Annotated in this window: 21 protein-coding genes; 12 read left to right on the top strand and 9 right to left on the bottom strand. The window is 68.7% G+C overall.

Going from position 1 to position 13,122, the window contains the following annotated elements; genetic code table 11:
• Complete coding sequence (locus BN1701_RS31240; RefSeq protein WP_054054778.1) at positions 1–522, top strand: GtrA family protein; 522 nt, start codon at positions 1–3, stop codon at positions 520–522.
• Here the strand turns inward: BN1701_RS31240 and BN1701_RS31235 are convergent.
• Positions 444–1,937 (bottom strand): leucyl aminopeptidase, encoded by a 1,494-nt coding sequence (locus BN1701_RS31235; protein ID WP_157368317.1) that lies wholly within the window; start codon positions 1,935–1,937, stop codon positions 444–446. The two genes, BN1701_RS31240 and BN1701_RS31235, sit on opposite strands and share 79 nt — an antisense overlap.
• Positions 1,938–1,998: 61 nt before the next feature.
• Complete coding sequence (locus BN1701_RS34925; RefSeq protein ID WP_082860177.1) at positions 1,999–2,166, bottom strand: DUF3117 domain-containing protein; 168 nt, start codon at positions 2,164–2,166, stop codon at positions 1,999–2,001.
• Positions 2,167–2,335: 169 nt separating this feature from the next.
• Here BN1701_RS34925 and BN1701_RS31230 point away from each other — a divergent pair, with 169 nt between their 5' ends.
• Both BN1701_RS31230 and BN1701_RS31225 read left to right on the top strand, forming a co-directional pair.
• Complete coding sequence (locus tag BN1701_RS31230) at positions 2,336–3,130, top strand: PaaX family transcriptional regulator C-terminal domain-containing protein (RefSeq protein ID WP_054056289.1); 795 nt, start codon at positions 2,336–2,338, stop codon at positions 3,128–3,130.
• 21 nt (positions 3,131–3,151) lie between these two features.
• Positions 3,152–3,937 carry an enoyl-CoA hydratase-related protein gene (locus BN1701_RS31225; protein ID WP_054054776.1) on the top strand — a complete coding sequence of 262 codons (786 nt, stop codon included), beginning with the start codon at positions 3,152–3,154 and terminating at the stop codon, positions 3,935–3,937.
• Here BN1701_RS31225 and BN1701_RS31220 read toward each other — a convergent pair.
• The 4 genes from BN1701_RS31220 to BN1701_RS31205 all read right to left on the bottom strand — a co-directional run bounded on the left by BN1701_RS31220 (position 3,924) and on the right by BN1701_RS31205 (position 6,255).
• A complete protein-coding gene (locus BN1701_RS31220; protein WP_054056288.1) occupies positions 3,924–4,478 on the bottom strand; it encodes a DNA-3-methyladenine glycosylase I in 555 nt (184 codons plus the stop codon). The genes BN1701_RS31225 and BN1701_RS31220 overlap by 14 nt on opposite strands.
• A gap of 74 nt (positions 4,479–4,552) precedes the next feature.
• The gene (locus BN1701_RS31215; RefSeq protein ID WP_054054774.1) at positions 4,553–4,867 is read right to left on the bottom strand and encodes a DivIVA domain-containing protein; all 315 of its coding nucleotides are present in this window, start codon (positions 4,865–4,867) and stop codon (positions 4,553–4,555) included.
• Between the two features lie 81 nt (positions 4,868–4,948).
• Positions 4,949–5,254: a DUF1905 domain-containing protein gene (locus BN1701_RS31210; protein ID WP_054056287.1), complete on the bottom strand. Its 306-nt coding sequence runs from the start codon at positions 5,252–5,254 to the stop codon at positions 4,949–4,951.
• An 83-nt stretch (positions 5,255–5,337) separates the two neighbouring features.
• Entirely contained in the window at positions 5,338–6,255 is a 918-nt protein-coding gene (locus BN1701_RS31205; protein WP_157368316.1) for an NBR1-Ig-like domain-containing protein, read from the bottom strand.
• A 189-nt stretch (positions 6,256–6,444) separates the two neighbouring features.
• Here BN1701_RS31205 and BN1701_RS31200 point away from each other — a divergent pair, with 189 nt between their 5' ends.
• The 3 genes from BN1701_RS31200 (at position 6,445) to BN1701_RS31190 (ending at position 9,091) form a co-directional block, all read left to right on the top strand.
• A complete protein-coding gene (locus BN1701_RS31200; protein ID WP_231949768.1) occupies positions 6,445–7,320 on the top strand; it encodes a peptidase inhibitor family I36 protein in 876 nt (291 codons plus the stop codon).
• A gap of 233 nt (positions 7,321–7,553) precedes the next feature.
• On the top strand, positions 7,554–8,432 hold the full coding sequence (locus BN1701_RS31195) for a hypothetical protein (RefSeq protein ID WP_157368315.1): 879 nt from the start codon (positions 7,554–7,556) through the stop codon (positions 8,430–8,432).
• A complete protein-coding gene (locus tag BN1701_RS31190; protein WP_054054766.1) occupies positions 8,432–9,091 on the top strand; it encodes a hypothetical protein in 660 nt (219 codons plus the stop codon). The genes BN1701_RS31195 and BN1701_RS31190 overlap by 1 nt, the downstream gene beginning before the upstream one ends.
• A 100-nt stretch (positions 9,092–9,191) precedes the next feature.
• On the opposite strand, the gene BN1701_RS34920 is transcribed toward BN1701_RS31190, so the two are convergent.
• Together BN1701_RS34920 and BN1701_RS31185 are read right to left on the bottom strand one after the other, a co-directional pair.
• Positions 9,192–9,437, bottom strand: coding sequence for a DUF397 domain-containing protein (locus tag BN1701_RS34920; protein WP_231949767.1), 246 nt, complete (start codon positions 9,435–9,437; stop codon positions 9,192–9,194).
• Entirely contained in the window at positions 9,434–10,243 is an 810-nt protein-coding gene (locus BN1701_RS31185; RefSeq protein WP_172803356.1) for a helix-turn-helix transcriptional regulator, read from the bottom strand. The genes BN1701_RS34920 and BN1701_RS31185 overlap by 4 nt, the downstream gene beginning before the upstream one ends.
• Positions 10,244–10,436: 193 nt before the next feature.
• On the opposite strand from BN1701_RS31185, the gene BN1701_RS31180 reads away from it, so the two are divergent.
• The 6 genes from BN1701_RS31180 to BN1701_RS38380 all read left to right on the top strand — a co-directional run bounded on the left by BN1701_RS31180 (position 10,437) and on the right by BN1701_RS38380 (position 12,495).
• On the top strand, positions 10,437–10,694 hold the full coding sequence (locus BN1701_RS31180; protein ID WP_054054762.1) for a hypothetical protein: 258 nt from the start codon (positions 10,437–10,439) through the stop codon (positions 10,692–10,694).
• Positions 10,695–10,896: 202 nt separating this feature from the next.
• On the top strand, positions 10,897–11,136 hold the full coding sequence (locus BN1701_RS31175; protein WP_157368314.1) for a hypothetical protein: 240 nt from the start codon (positions 10,897–10,899) through the stop codon (positions 11,134–11,136).
• A complete protein-coding gene (locus BN1701_RS31170) occupies positions 11,133–11,489 on the top strand; it encodes a hypothetical protein (protein ID WP_054054758.1) in 357 nt (118 codons plus the stop codon). Before BN1701_RS31175 ends, BN1701_RS31170 begins: the two co-directional genes overlap by 4 nt.
• Positions 11,490–11,556: 67 nt before the next feature.
• Entirely contained in the window at positions 11,557–11,787 is a 231-nt protein-coding gene (locus BN1701_RS31165; RefSeq protein WP_054054756.1) for a hypothetical protein, read from the top strand.
• 26 nt (positions 11,788–11,813) lie between these two features.
• Positions 11,814–12,251: a hypothetical protein gene (locus tag BN1701_RS36170; protein ID WP_157368313.1), complete on the top strand. Its 438-nt coding sequence runs from the start codon at positions 11,814–11,816 to the stop codon at positions 12,249–12,251.
• Positions 12,252–12,315: 64 nt separating this feature from the next.
• Positions 12,316–12,495 carry a MerR family DNA-binding protein gene (locus BN1701_RS38380; RefSeq protein WP_082860461.1) on the top strand — a complete coding sequence of 60 codons (180 nt, stop codon included), beginning with the start codon at positions 12,316–12,318 and terminating at the stop codon, positions 12,493–12,495.
• Between the two features lie 4 nt (positions 12,496–12,499).
• Here BN1701_RS38380 and BN1701_RS31155 read toward each other — a convergent pair whose 3' ends face one another.
• Complete coding sequence (locus tag BN1701_RS31155; protein ID WP_054054752.1) at positions 12,500–13,102, bottom strand: TetR/AcrR family transcriptional regulator; 603 nt, start codon at positions 13,100–13,102, stop codon at positions 12,500–12,502.
• Positions 13,103–13,122 lie beyond the last annotated feature (20 nt).

Below are 13,122 nucleotides of genomic sequence, written 5' to 3'. Positions count from 1 at the left end.
GTGGAGGGTCGTGGGCGTCTGGTTCGCTGGGTCGCCAAGAGCCGGGCGAGGTTCACCAGGTACACGGTGGCCTCGCTGGTGGCGACCGGTCTCAGCCAACTAGTGCTCTACGGGCTGTACTCCTCGGCCATGATGGGCGCCGCGGCGGCCAGCGCGGTCGCGTTCGCCGCGGGCGCGGTCCCGCACTTCGTGATGATCCGCTGGTGGGCGTGGGGCCAGCGCGGCATGCCCCGGCTGAGCAGGCAGGTCGTCGGCTACCTCGTGGTGACGGCGCTCGGCGGCCTGGTCTCGGTGGCGCTGACGACGGTCGCCGACTGGGCGTTCCAGCCGTGGGTCGTCGACCGCGCCTCGCGCACGCTCGTGCTCAACCTCACCTACGTGCTCGGCGGGCTGCCCGTGTTCGTGGCCAAGTTCGCGTTCCTGGACCGGGTGTTCGCCCCCGGCTACGACGAGTACGTGGCGACGAACTCGACCAGGGTGCGCGCGGCGAACCCGGTGGCGCCGGGCACCACGTCGTCGTAGGGCTTGTCGGCGCGGGCCGGGCCCGCGATGTCCAGGTGCGCCCAGGGGATCTCCGCGGTGAACTCGCGCAGGAACAGCGCGGCGGTGACGCCGCCGGGTCCCGGCGGGCACTGCCGGACGTCGGCGACGTCGCTGCTCACCTTGTCGGCGTACTCCTCCAGCAGCGGCATCCGCCAGAACGCCTCGCCGACCCGGGCGCCCGCGGCCACGACCCGCTCGGCCAGCGCGTCGTCGTCGGCGAACAGGCCGCCGATGCGGGTGCCCAGGCTGACCTTCATCGCCCCGGTGAGGGTGGCGACGTCGACCAGCACGTCGGGGGCCAGGGTGTCCACGGCGTAGGCCAGCGCGTCGGCCAGGACCATGCGGCCCTCGGCGTCGGTGTTGGTGACCTCGGTGGTCTTGCCGCCGTAGTGGCGGACGATGTCGGCCGGGCGGTAGGCCGAGCCGGAGACGTGGTTCTCCGCGCACGGGACCAGGCCGGTGACGCGCACCGGCAGGCCGAGCTTGCCGATGGCGATCATCGCCGCGATCACGGCGCCGCCGCCCGCCATGTCGGTGCGCATGAGGTGCATGCCCTCGGCGGGCTTGATCGAGATGCCGCCGGTGTCGAACGTGATGCCTTTGCCGACAAGCACGACATGCGGGCCGTCGACGCCGTCTGGCGCCCAGCTCAGTTCCAGCAGGCGCGGCGGCCGGTCGGAACCGCCGCCGACGGCGAGCACGCCGCCGAAGCCGTGCTTGGCCAGCCACTTCTCGTCGCGGATCTCCGCTTTGAGCCCGCTGACCTTGCCCGCGGCCTTCGCGGCCGTACGGGCCAGCCAGGCCGGGTCCTTGACGTTGGACGGCGAGTTCGCCAGGTCGCGGGCGAACGACGTGGCCGCGGCCAGCACGGTGGCGCGGTCGGCCGCGGCGTCGAACTCGGCCTTGCGGTCCTTGGGCACGATCAGCCGGATCTCCCGCACCCGCGGCTTGGGCTCATCGGCGGTGACCTTGAACCGGTAGCCGCCGAGCAGGGCGCCGCGGACGAACTCGGCGACCTCGTCGCCGCCCGCGTCGGCGGGCAGTTCCACTTGGAGGCCGCGCTGGGCGGCCGGGGTGTCGGCGTCGAGCGCGTTCTCGGCGGCCTTGACGAGCGCGGTGCCCGCCGAACGCCACTGCGCCGACTCGCCGTCGCCGAGGCCCACGACCCAGCGCACCCCTGAGTCCACCGGGCCGGGTTGGGTCTCGCCCGCCGAGCCGGTGAGCCGCACCGAGTCGATCCAGGCTTCGGTCAGGCCGTCCCCGCCGGGGCCGAACACCGGCGGGCCCTCGGCCGCGCCGCGGCTGAGCACGACGAGCGGGACGTCCTTGCGCCTGCTCGCGGTCACCTCCACGTCGGGCATCGGGGTCGGCAGGGTCGGCACCGGCGTGGACAAGCGATCCTCCGAGTAAATCAACAGGGCCCTGGTGGGCCGGGGGTCGTGCGGCGGGGAAAGATCAGCTCACGACGACCTTGAGCGCGTCGCCGAGTTCGCTGGCTTCCTCGGGCGTCATCTCGACCACGAGGCGTCCACCGCCCTCCAGCGGGACGCGCATCACGATGCCCCGACCCTCCTTAGTCACCTCGAGGGGACCGTCTCCGGTCCGGGGCTTCATGGCCGCCATAGCGTGCTCCCTCCGTCATAGCCTGCCGGCCCGGCCAGATGAATCGACCGAGTCGGTGACATTCTCCCCCATCCGGTCGCGGCGGTGAAATCGAACCGATCATCGCGTGTCGTATGACCGGCCACGATAGGTGGCGCGTGGCCCGTTCGGACTGACACACTCCGACGTCGTGCGCGCCCGTTCGGCCCTATTCGACGTCTATGGCGGCTACTTGCGTGGGCGAGGCGGCGCCGCGGCGATCGCGGCGCTGGTCCGCTTGCTGGAGCCGCTGGACTTCGGCGCGCCCGCGATCCGCACCGCCGTGTCCCGCATGGTCCGCCAGGGCTGGCTCACTCCCGTGCGCCTGCCGGAGGGTCCCGGCTACGCGCTGACACCCCGCGCCGAGCGCAGGCTCGACGAGGCCGGTGCCCGGATCTACCGGACCGGTCCCTCCACATGGGACGGCCGCTGGCACGTCGTGGTGGTGGAGGAACTGCCTGGTCGGGGCGATCGCGACCGGCTGGCCTCGTCGCTGCGGCTGCTGGGCTACGGCCCGCTGGGCAGCTCGACCTGGGTGGCGCCGCGGCCGTCGGCCGAGCTGTCCGAGGTGCTGGCCGACGTGCGGGCGCGGATGTTCCACGGCGCCCACGACGGCCCCGACGCCGAACTGGCCGCGCAGGCGTGGGACCTCGACGAACTGGGCGCGGACTACACCGCGTTCGTGGCGCAGTGGACGCCGCTGATGGTCGCGGTCGACGGCTCCGACCCGGCTGAGGCGTTCGCTTCGTCACAGCGGCTGCTGCACGCGTGGCGCAAGTTCCTCTTCCGCGACCCCGGCCTGCCCGTGGAGCTGCTGCCCGACAGCTGGCCGGGCCTGGCCGCCGCCGAGTTCTTCGACCAGCACACCGCCCGGCTGGCGCCCGCTGTGACACGGTTCCTGGACGCGTGTCTCAGCGGAGGTGGTAAGCAGAGGTCGACCGCTTAGTCGTTGGAAAGGTAGGCGCTCGTGTCGACGCTGTTGATCGAGGACCGTGCAGGTGTCCGGACGCTGACGTTGAACCGGCCCGACGCGTTCAACTCGTTGACCGTGGAGCTCAAGGAGGCCCTGCTCGCGGCCCTCGACGCGGCGGCAAGCGACGACGCGGTGCGGGCGATCGTGCTGACCGGCGCGGGCAAGGCGTTCTGCGCGGGGCAGGACCTCAAGGAGCACATGGCGCTGCTGGCGGCGAACGACCCGGCCCCGCTGGCGACAGTGGACAAGCACTACAACCCGATCGTGACGGCGATCACGTCGATGCCCAAGCCGGTCATCGCCGCGGTGAACGGGATGGCGGCGGGCGCGGGCGCGTCCTTCGCCTACGCCTGCGACCTGCGGATCGTGTCGTCGGCGGCGAAGTTTCTGATGGCCTTCGCCAACGTCGGCCTGACCGCGGACTCTGGTGCGGCGTGGACGCTGCCGCGGCTGATCGGCTACGGCCGGGCCATGGAGATGATGCTGCTGGCCAAGCCGGTGGGCGCCGAGGAGGCGCTGCGGATCGGCATGGTCAGCCAGGTCGTGGCGCCCGAGGAGGTCCTGTCGACCGCGCAGGCCCTCGCGTCGACCATGGCCGCGGGTCCGACGACCGCCTACGCCAAGATCAAGGAGGCCATGCTGGCCTCGGCGGCCGGTTCGCTGGCCGAGGGTCTCGCGGTCGAGGGGCGCACCCAGGCCGAGGCCGGGCACACCGCCGACCACAAGGAGGCCGTGGACGCGTTCGTGGCCAAGCGGCCGCCGAACTTCAGCGGGAAGTAGCGCGCCAGCAGGCCGCGATGTGGTCGTCGACCATGCCGGTGGCCTGCATCAGCGCGTAGCAGGTGGTCGGGCCGACGAAGGCGAACCCGCGCTTCTTGAGCTCCTTGGCCATCGCCTTCGACTCGTCGGTCACGGCGGGCACGTCGGCGAGGGTCACGGGGCGGAGGCGCGGGCCGCTCGGCGCGAACGACCACAGCAGGTCGTCGAGCGGGCGGTCGAGGTCGAGGATCGCCCGCGCGTTGCCGATCGTGGCGTCGATCTTGGCCCGGTTGCGCACGATCCCGGCGTCGGCCATCAGCCGGGCGACGTCGGCGTCGGTGAACCCGGCGACGACCTCCGGCACGAACCCGGCGAACGCGCGGCGGAAACCCTCGCGCTTGCGCAGGATGGTGATCCAGGACAGTCCGGACTGAAACGCCTCCAGGCTGACCCGCTCGAACATCGCGTCGCGCCCGCGCAGCGGCACGCCCCACTCTTCGTCGTGATACGCGGCGTAGTCCGGTGTGGAGTCTCCCCACGGGCAGCGGGGACGGTCGGTCATGCCCGGTTCCACACGGTGGTGTCCATGGTGTCAGTGAACCCGAGGAGACCGACACCGGTGAAAGCCGAGGTCGATCACGTGTTCTCGGAGTCGACCCGGTTCTTGGCGGCCTCGAGCTCGGCTACCCGCGCGCGCAGGTCGTCGAGTTCGTCGCCGGCGCGGCGCAGGACCCAGTCGACCTCGGTCATCTTGTAGCCGCGGAAGACGAGTTGGAAGCGCACCGCCCGCAGGTCGTCGCCGGTGACGTCGGTGGCGGGCAGCCGGGTCGGCGACGCGCCGGGTGGCAGGGCGGGCAGTTCCTCGCCCCGGCCGAACACGACGGACGCGAGCAGGAAAACCACGGCCGCGACAAGGATCATCACGACCAGGTAGAGAAGGGCTGTGGTCACGGTGCGATCGTGTCACGGCTCACCCGCCCGGCAAACCCTCAGGTCGCCTTGGTCCTGGTCGTAGCTCAGGCCGCGCTCTCTTCAGAGGTCGATGAGTTCGACGGTCACAGACGCGGTGTCTCCCGGGTCGAGTGCCTCGGCTTTCCGAACGGCGCGCTTTACGGGCAGCACGTACCGGCCGCGTGCCGCGTCGGGGAAGATCGAGGTCGTCCAGGTGCTGGCGCCGATCCCGACCCGGACGCGCACGGAGCCGAATCCCCGACGCGGGCTGACGTCCGCGATGTCCCGAATCTCGTCCGACACATCCACGGGCAGGCTCACGAACACCCAGCTGTCGGCACGCCGGGCGTCCCACTCCCACAGTTCGGCGTCGAAAACCACCATCATCGTCACAGCGTCACACAGGGGTCCGACAGTCTGCGAGCGCCTGCTGGGCCGGAAACGATGACACCACGACCGGGCGCTGCGCCCTACGACAAGCTCGGCGTCACCCTGACCGGCCGCGACGACGCCCAGCGCAACGACCCGGCGTCGTGGGAGTCGGGAATCGCGCCGGTGCTCGTGGGCTGAGTGGACGGCGGCACTATGCCGCCCTTCGAGTCGACGACCTCTACCAGCAGGAAGATCGGGCGGGAACCTGGAAGCGTCATGTTGCCCTGCGCGTCGACCATCTTGTAGTCGATCTTGCAAATGCTCGGTTCCGACGCCGCGATCACGATCGCGGTGATCTTCACCCGGTCGCCTGGGGGCGTGGTGCCGATCGGGACCAGTTCAGGGGCGATGCAGCCGCCGACCGAGAACACCCGGCGCAACTGACGGCCCTGCCACTCGACAGCGCCGTCGTTCTCGATCTCCCAAACCTTGGTGATGATCTGGTTCACCGCGACCTCGGTGCCGTCGCGGAAGGTCAGGTCGTCGATGAAGCGGCTGGAGTCCCCCGGATGGAGAGGGTCGTAGGGCGACTTCTGGAATTGAATGGCAATCACGCCTGCCACGGCGGCGGATGCGGTGACCGCTGCGGCGAGCACTTTCCGGCGAGTCCACCAGCGACGCTTGATTGTTGTCGGTTCAACGACATTCACGACTTCCACGCGCAGCGGAATGATCTGATCGTTCGGCGACAGCTCGTCTTTCACCGCCATCCATCGGGCGCGCCAATCCCGCTCATCGCCGCCGCAAACCTTGACGAACTCGCGAGTCGTCTCCCACGACGGAAACCTGTTCCCGCTTGCGGCCTCGTGCAATGTCGTGTGCGAGATAACACCAGAAACACCGGCCATCCGGCGGAAGGACGGAGTGCCGACAGCCTCCCGCAGCTCGCGCAGCCCACCGGCGAACCCGGAAATCAACTCCCGGCGAATGTCATCGTCAGCATCCTGTCTCTGCACGGCGCCTGTCCCCTCGTCAGATCCGTTGTCAGGGCTTGTCAGAGGCTGTCAGCGGGTACCGGACAGCCTTAGCGGCGGTCATCGTAGAGCCATGCCCCGAGGACGCCACGGCGACCCGGGCTACTACCTCACCGGAGTCACGGTTGGTGCCTCCCCTATCGAATTTGTCTAAACCAAGAAAGGCATGCGGTGTTCAAGAAAATCACTCTTGCGGCGTTGATGGGCACGTTGATCGGCGTTTCCCTCGGTGCGACCCCCGCCTCCGCCGCCGCGGCAGCGGCGCGTGACGGGGTCTGTCAGACAGGCGAGTTCTGCTACTACTTCAACAGCGACCACCAGGGCTCGGTGTCCGATTTCACGACATCGATTCCCGACTACGGCACCACCGCGGAGACCTGCTACGAGTTCAAGGGCGCTGGCAATGGCCAAAGCCAATGTGTGAAGAACAACGCCGCGTCGGCGTGGAACCGCTCCACCCAGCCGGTCACGGTGTTCTACAACAGCGGATACGACGGCTCCGTCAACAGCCAGACGATCCAGGCAGGCGCCAAGGTCAACCTCAAGGATGGCATCAAGAACCAGAACGCCTCCCACCGTTTCGGTGGCGGAGGCGGCGGCACCCCCGGTACGGGTTCTTACGCGACGCCGCCGACCAACCCGCACCCCGCGTCGGTCAGCCGGGCGCCGAATGCCACCGCTCGCACCAAGTTCGTCGACGACCAGATCCGCCTGCTGACCGGTGAGGCCGACTGCTGGGTGGGCGACTACCGCACGTACGAGTCGTCGACAAGCAACCACAACACCGGCAACGCCCTCGACTGCACGATCTCGAGCCGGATCGGGGTCCACCCCAGCGCGGCGCAGAAGGAACAGGGTTGGAAGCTGGCCAACTGGCTGAAGACGCACGCCAGCAGGCTGGACGTCCGGTACGTGATCTGGCAGGGCAAGATCTGGAGCGTCGCCCGCTCCTCCGAGGGATGGCGCAACTACACCGTCGCGACCGATGTGACCGGCGGTCACTACGACCACGTCCACGTCTCGATTCAGAACCCTCACGGCGACTGACCGATTGGGGCGGACCGCGCAGGCGATCCGGGTGATCTAGATCCGAGGGGTAGGGCCCTGCCGGTCAGCTGAACGGCAGGGCCCTTTCGGCGTAATGAGTTGGTCCAGATTGCTCGGAACGGGCGTATCCGAAGTGGATCGTCGCGCCCTAGACTCGCTCCCGTTGTGTCAATTCTCCACCAAGTATGACTGCTTGTCGTACGTACTTTTCCCTTATCTGCGAAGGGTTAGCCGTGCACAGAACAGTTGACAAGGGACCAGACCAACCAGACCGGATCAGCCGCCGGGTGTTCGTCGTCGGCGCGGCGGGCCTCGCCGCCGTGGCCGCCGTCGGCCCGGACGCCGGACTCGCCGCGGCGGCGGCGTCCGAAATCGACATCTGCGCGGGCGTCGCCGTCGTGGGCGTCAACCCGCAGGTCCTCTGCCGACAGGGCGCTCGCTGGGTGCTCGTCGGTGAGGACGGGGTGGCCATGGCGACCACCGGCCTCGACTTCGCCACCGTCCTCGACGTGGCCACCGACCAGCGCGGGGCCCTGGCCGCGGGCTCGGTCGACGGCCGGGCGACCCTTTGGCGCTCACCGGACGGCCTGGCGTGGCACGAGGTGTTCCGCGTGTCCGCCCACTCGATGTTCACCGCCGTCGACTCGTCGGCGAGGGACGCACTCGCTCTGGGCTCCTACCTCTCCGGCGAGGACGTGCCCACCGCCACCCTCTCGGCCCGGCGCCGGGGCGGGACCTGGGCGGTGCAGCCGGTCAACGGCCTGCCCGCCTACACCGCGATCACCACCCTGTCGGTCAGTCGCGGCGGCTGGCTCGCCTCGGCCGTCGGCTCGGTCGGCAGCGTCGTGCACTCCTCGGCGAACGGCACCGACTGGTCCGAACTGGCCAGCCTCGATGACGCCGCTCTCCAGGGCGTGCTGGACAACGGCAGCGAGATCCGCTGGGTCGGCAACGCCTTCGGCGGCTCGGCCGCCCTGGTCGGCACCATCGGCGGCGGCCGCGGCCCGGCCGACGTCTCGGAGTTCGCCCACGCGGTCGGCCTGGTCCGCACCGTGCGCGGTCGGGTCTCGTATTGGCTGGTCGACGGCGCACTCAAGGCGGTGACGGTCTGATGATCACTTTCCAGCGGATCGACGGCACCCCGGTCTACTACTGGCGGTCCAACCGCGGCAACACGACACTGCGGAACTGGCAGGCCACCCAAGGGTTCTACGACAGTCTCGTGCTCTGGGTCCGAGACCTGCGCTCCTTATCCTCGGCCTACGGGAGCATCACCTACCTGGTGTCCGCGGGCTTCTACGTCAACAAACCTGGCCAGCACGGCGCCGGGACGGCCATGGACCTCGACTACGTGCGCTGGAGCGGCGGGCAGGTCAGCAGCCCCCTCGACGGCCACCACGCGTCGGGCACGGCTTCGCTGCGCAAGCGCTACCTGGCAGTGGAAGCGGTGTGCCGCCGCCGGTTCAGGTACGTGCTGGACGGCTGGTACGACGGGGCCCACGCCGACCACATCCACTCGGATTTCGGCGGCCTGCCGGTGCTGTGCGTGAAGTCCTCGGAGAGCGACACCAAGTTCGTCCAGGCCATGTGCAACAACTTCCGCGGGTCGGGGCTGACCGTGGACGGAGCTTGGGGCCCGCTGACGCAGAGCGCGTTCACGGGGGCCAAGTCGGCGCTCGGGGTCACGGGTGACCCGCACGCGAGCACGGCGGCGTGGCAGTCGATGTTGTCGAAGATCGCCACCAAGGGCTTCGCCAACCAGAACTTCTGACCTAACTGATTTGGGCGAGCGGGACGGCCAGTGCCAGCCGTCCCGCTCGCCGGGATCGGGGCGTAAGGCTGGTGGGACGCGAGCCCCACCAGCCAACAGGTCAGGAACGCTTGGTGTGGCCGATCAAGCTTGCGAACGCGGTAGGCGGCACAGTCAATGATCCAACTTCGGGAGCCTTCGAGTCACGAATGCCCGCATCCGAGCCGCGCCAGGCCATTTCGACACAGTTGCTGTCATTTGCGCTAAAGCTACTCTTGATCCACGCCACCTCAACGCAGTTGGCGTCATTGGCACTGAACGTGCTCTTGCGCCAACCGCTGTATGCCATGTTAGCCACGCCGATCATCCTCCATCCATGTCCCGGGAGATGGAACGCAGCAGCTTCACCGAACCTGCCTTGTCCAACGCCACGGCCGCCAGCTTCTCCAAACTCAGCTTATAGAGGGAAACCTCGTCGTCAGCATCACGGAACAAGCCCGTGGTCCGAGCTTCGAGGAACACAACGTCGGAGTGCCCGCTGAACTCCAACAATGCGAACGGCCCCGCCATGCCAGGGTGCGCCGGCAGGGTCATGGGGATGAGGCGGAGGCTGACGTTGTCGCGGTCGGCGAGATCGACCAGGCTGCGGACCTGTCGGGCCATGACCTTGGGGCCGCCGATGGGCTGCCGTAGCCCCAACTCGGTCAAGATCATGTTGAACCGGGGTGCCTTCTTTCGGGTGATTATCGCCTGCCGTGCCATGCGCCGGGCGACCCGCGCTTCGATGTCGGCGTCGTCCTCATCCACCTGAATGGCGGATATGACGGCCCTGGCGTACTCCGCCGTCTGCGCAAGTCCCGGAACGAGCAAGGGCTCAAAGTTCGTGATCACCGTGGCCCGGGTCTCGAATCCGAGATAGGTCCGGCTCTGGCTGGTCGGGTTGCTGTACTCGACCATGCCCGACGACCCGAGGCCGCCGCGCGCCAAGTCGATCAGCCGGTCCCGTTCGCCGCCGTGCACACCGAGGATCGCCAGGATAGCCGCGACTTCCTCGCTGGTCGGCTCTCGCTTGCCGTTCTCCAGCCTGCTGACCGTGCTGGTCGACACGCCCAGCGCGCCCGCCACATCCTCCAGCGTCTTGCCCGATTTCCTGCGATGCGCCAACAACTCCATCCCAATCCCACGGGTCCCGACCCCCTGTCGCTGTGCCATCGGATTCCTCTCACACTCAGCAAGATCGACCCTTCGGACGGTAGCCCTGCGCGACATGCACAGCCAGTTCTGTCACTCGATCGGGAGAGTTGCAAGTTTTACATCCACCTCCATCCTTGGTCGTATGACTTGCATTCCCCAGGGGCGGACGGCGGTGGCGTTGGACACCGACGTCCGGCGGCATCTCGCCATGGTGCTCACCGGCACCCAATGCGGCAGCGACGATCAAGTCGCCGCGCTCGCACGGATGGAGACCCATCGCCTCATCGGCGCGGTGATCGCCGGTCTGCGCAACCACCATCTGACCCAGGACGGTGCCTGTTCCGTCTGTTGTGGACAGTTCTGCACGCTTCGCAGCGAGATCAGCAATTGCCTGCTGCCCATCCGAGACCTTCCCCCTAGCGGCGGCTGAGTTCCCGCCGCCCACGGGGCGGCGCGGGCACGCTTCTCCTCCTCCAGCCCGCGCCGCCCCACCTTTGGCAGGCGTCCGCGCTCGCCGTGCCCCCGACCATCGGGCGCGGACGCCTTCACCCGACGGAGAGACACATGCAGGCCACAACGAAGCGCGCAGTCGACACAGCACCCCAGCCACACCTGATCAGCGGGTGGTCGCGGTGACTGGACACAGCCAGCACAAGACTCGGGTGCCGTGTCGGGACGGGTTCCGGCGCGTGCGGCACGTCGGGCTGTGGACGGCCCCGACGAGCGGGTTTGTCGTGCTGGTCGCGGCCCCCGCCGAAGCCCTCCTGCTGACACCAAAGGAGGCGCGCGTCCTGCGCGACCGGCTCGACGAGTTGGCAACGGCCGTCGAACACCACCACTCCAACCCCGCTACCGGCCAGGCCGGCCCGTGACCACCGCGCATATCTCCGAAGGCGACGCGCTCGCCCGCTTCCCCGAACTCGCCGAACTGGTGATCCTGCGTCGACGCGGCTGGACATTCCACCCGCTCGGCCAACACGACGACCTCATCGGCATCGCCGCAACCCTCAGCCGCAGGCAGTACACCGACGCGCTGTTCGTCTTCGATCGCCGCCACATCGTCGCCAGTCGCATCGTGAACGACGACCACGGCGGCGGGATCGTCTGGGTCAAAGACGGCAGCGACCTCACCGAACTCACCCGCGATCTGCTCGCCCTCCCGCCCCCAGACGCACCAGGCGCTCCCTCGCTGCTCATCCGCACCAAATCGCTCTGGACGCCATGAAACCGCCCGACGCCACGAGATCACGTCAAGCAGATAGACACGAACCCATTCACACGACGGAGCGATCATGCCCGCAGCACCGCTGCTCACTCACGACTACACGCCCACCGCCCGATGCGCGGCCTGCACCGCTGGCGACCACACGTGGACCAACCCCGACGACGAACCCTTCGACGACACCCTCGTCCTGCGCCGCTGGTACTGCACCTGCCAAACCTGCCCACACTGTCGGGGGCAGATCGTCGAAGTGTTCACCCCATACCGCTGGCACGCCCAGCACCGCCTGACCGGACCATGACCACCCGCGCCGAAGCGGTGGCATCCTTGGCCCGTCGCCACTTGGACCCGCCGTGCGCCCGTCAACAGGTGCTCGCCGAACTCGCCACGGCCAGCCCAGTGATCCGCCACTGGCACCGCTGGACCCGACTTTTCGCGGCCTTCTTCCCCGTCGGCACAACGTGCCAGTACGCAGGCCTGCTCACCCTGGCCCTCAACGGCCCACTCGCCCTCGCGGGCGTCCTCCTGATCACCGGCATGACCGCCGTTTCCGTCATGGCGATCCACCTCGCGCGCACCACCGAGGATGCCCTCACCATCGCCGCCAACCTCGCCACGACAGAGCAGCCACACCCCATCGACCTATCTCCCTCCAAACGGGTGCTCTTTCGTCAACGACATTCACTACGCCGATCGTCCTTCTACGCTGGAGCAAGCGAATCTGACGGGGATCGGTGTCGGTCGAGAAGATCGCAGCGGATCTGACCCGAGTGCTTCGGCTACTCGACGTGCAGCCCGTCATTGAGATCGAGAATGCCAAGGTTGCTGTCTGCGACTTCGCGCAAATACCGGTGAGGCGTCACCGGAACTGCTCACCCGACTCAGGGAGCACCGCGACGGCATCGATCGGCGGATCGCCGATCTGCGGTCCACTCGGGACAGACTCGACACCGTCATCACCAGTGCCACCAACGCGTGGGAGACGGGGCGTCCGTGCAGGCCGCGATGAGATGTCAGCTGGTGCGGACCGCAGCGAGCGCTCGGTCGCAGAGTCGTTGGAGCTCCTCGATCCCACCGTCGCCGCCGCCTGCGACCCAGATGGTGGTGGCCGCATCGAGGCAGGCCAGGGCGGTGGCGACGATCGCCTGGCCGCGTAGGCCGGGCGGGTCGGTGGCGGGGCCGATGCGGCGTTCGACCTCGGGGGCGAGGTGTTCCTGCCAGCGCAGGTGCTTGTCCAGGTGGGCGGCCCGCAGCGCCGGGCTGGCCGCGACCAGCCTCGCGATGGCGAGCCCGCGTTCCGGCGTGATGCGGGCACTGAGCGCGGTGAACGCGTGTTGTAGGGCGTCCCAGATCGGTTCGTCGTCCGGGCGGGCGCGCAGCGCGTCGAGGATCACCGGTCCCTGTTCGGCGAGGTCGCCGAAGACGATGTCCTCCTTCGTGCCGAAGTAGCGGAAGAAGGAGCGCCGGGAGATTCCGGCCGTGGCGACCACCTGGTCGACCGTCGTCTCCTCGAATCCGTGGTCGACGAACAACGCGAGGGCGGCGTCGACGACCTCTTCGCGGACACGCATGCGGGTGCGGTCCCACAGTCTGCCCGCCGGGTTCACGTCGTCCATTGCACCATGATGCCACATCG

It is taken from the genome of Alloactinosynnema sp. L-07, assembly GCF_900070365.1.
Taxonomy (GTDB): Bacteria; Actinomycetota; Actinomycetes; order Mycobacteriales; family Pseudonocardiaceae; genus Actinokineospora.
This window is presented reverse-complemented; position numbering and strand designations above follow the sequence as displayed.

Coding starts and splice junctions, on each gene's coding strand:
- BN1701_RS31185 (WP_172803356.1), bottom strand. CDS start 10,243: ATGGAGTTGTTGGCGCATCGCAGGAAATCGGGCAAGACGCTGGAGGAT.
- BN1701_RS31155 (WP_054054752.1), bottom strand. CDS start 13,102: ATGGACGACGTGAACCCGGCGGGCAGACTGTGGGACCGCACCCGCATG.
- BN1701_RS34920 (WP_231949767.1), bottom strand. CDS start 9,437: ATGATCGGCGTGGCTAACATGGCATACAGCGGTTGGCGCAAGAGCACG.
- BN1701_RS31190 (WP_054054766.1), top strand. CDS start 8,432: ATGATCACTTTCCAGCGGATCGACGGCACCCCGGTCTACTACTGGCGG.
- BN1701_RS31165 (WP_054054756.1), top strand. CDS start 11,557: ATGCCCGCAGCACCGCTGCTCACTCACGACTACACGCCCACCGCCCGA.
- BN1701_RS31220 (WP_054056288.1), bottom strand. CDS start 4,478: ATGACCGACCGTCCCCGCTGCCCGTGGGGAGACTCCACACCGGACTAC.
- BN1701_RS31210 (WP_054056287.1), bottom strand. CDS start 5,254: ATGATGGTGGTTTTCGACGCCGAACTGTGGGAGTGGGACGCCCGGCGT.
- BN1701_RS34925 (WP_082860177.1), bottom strand. CDS start 2,166: ATGGCGGCCATGAAGCCCCGGACCGGAGACGGTCCCCTCGAGGTGACT.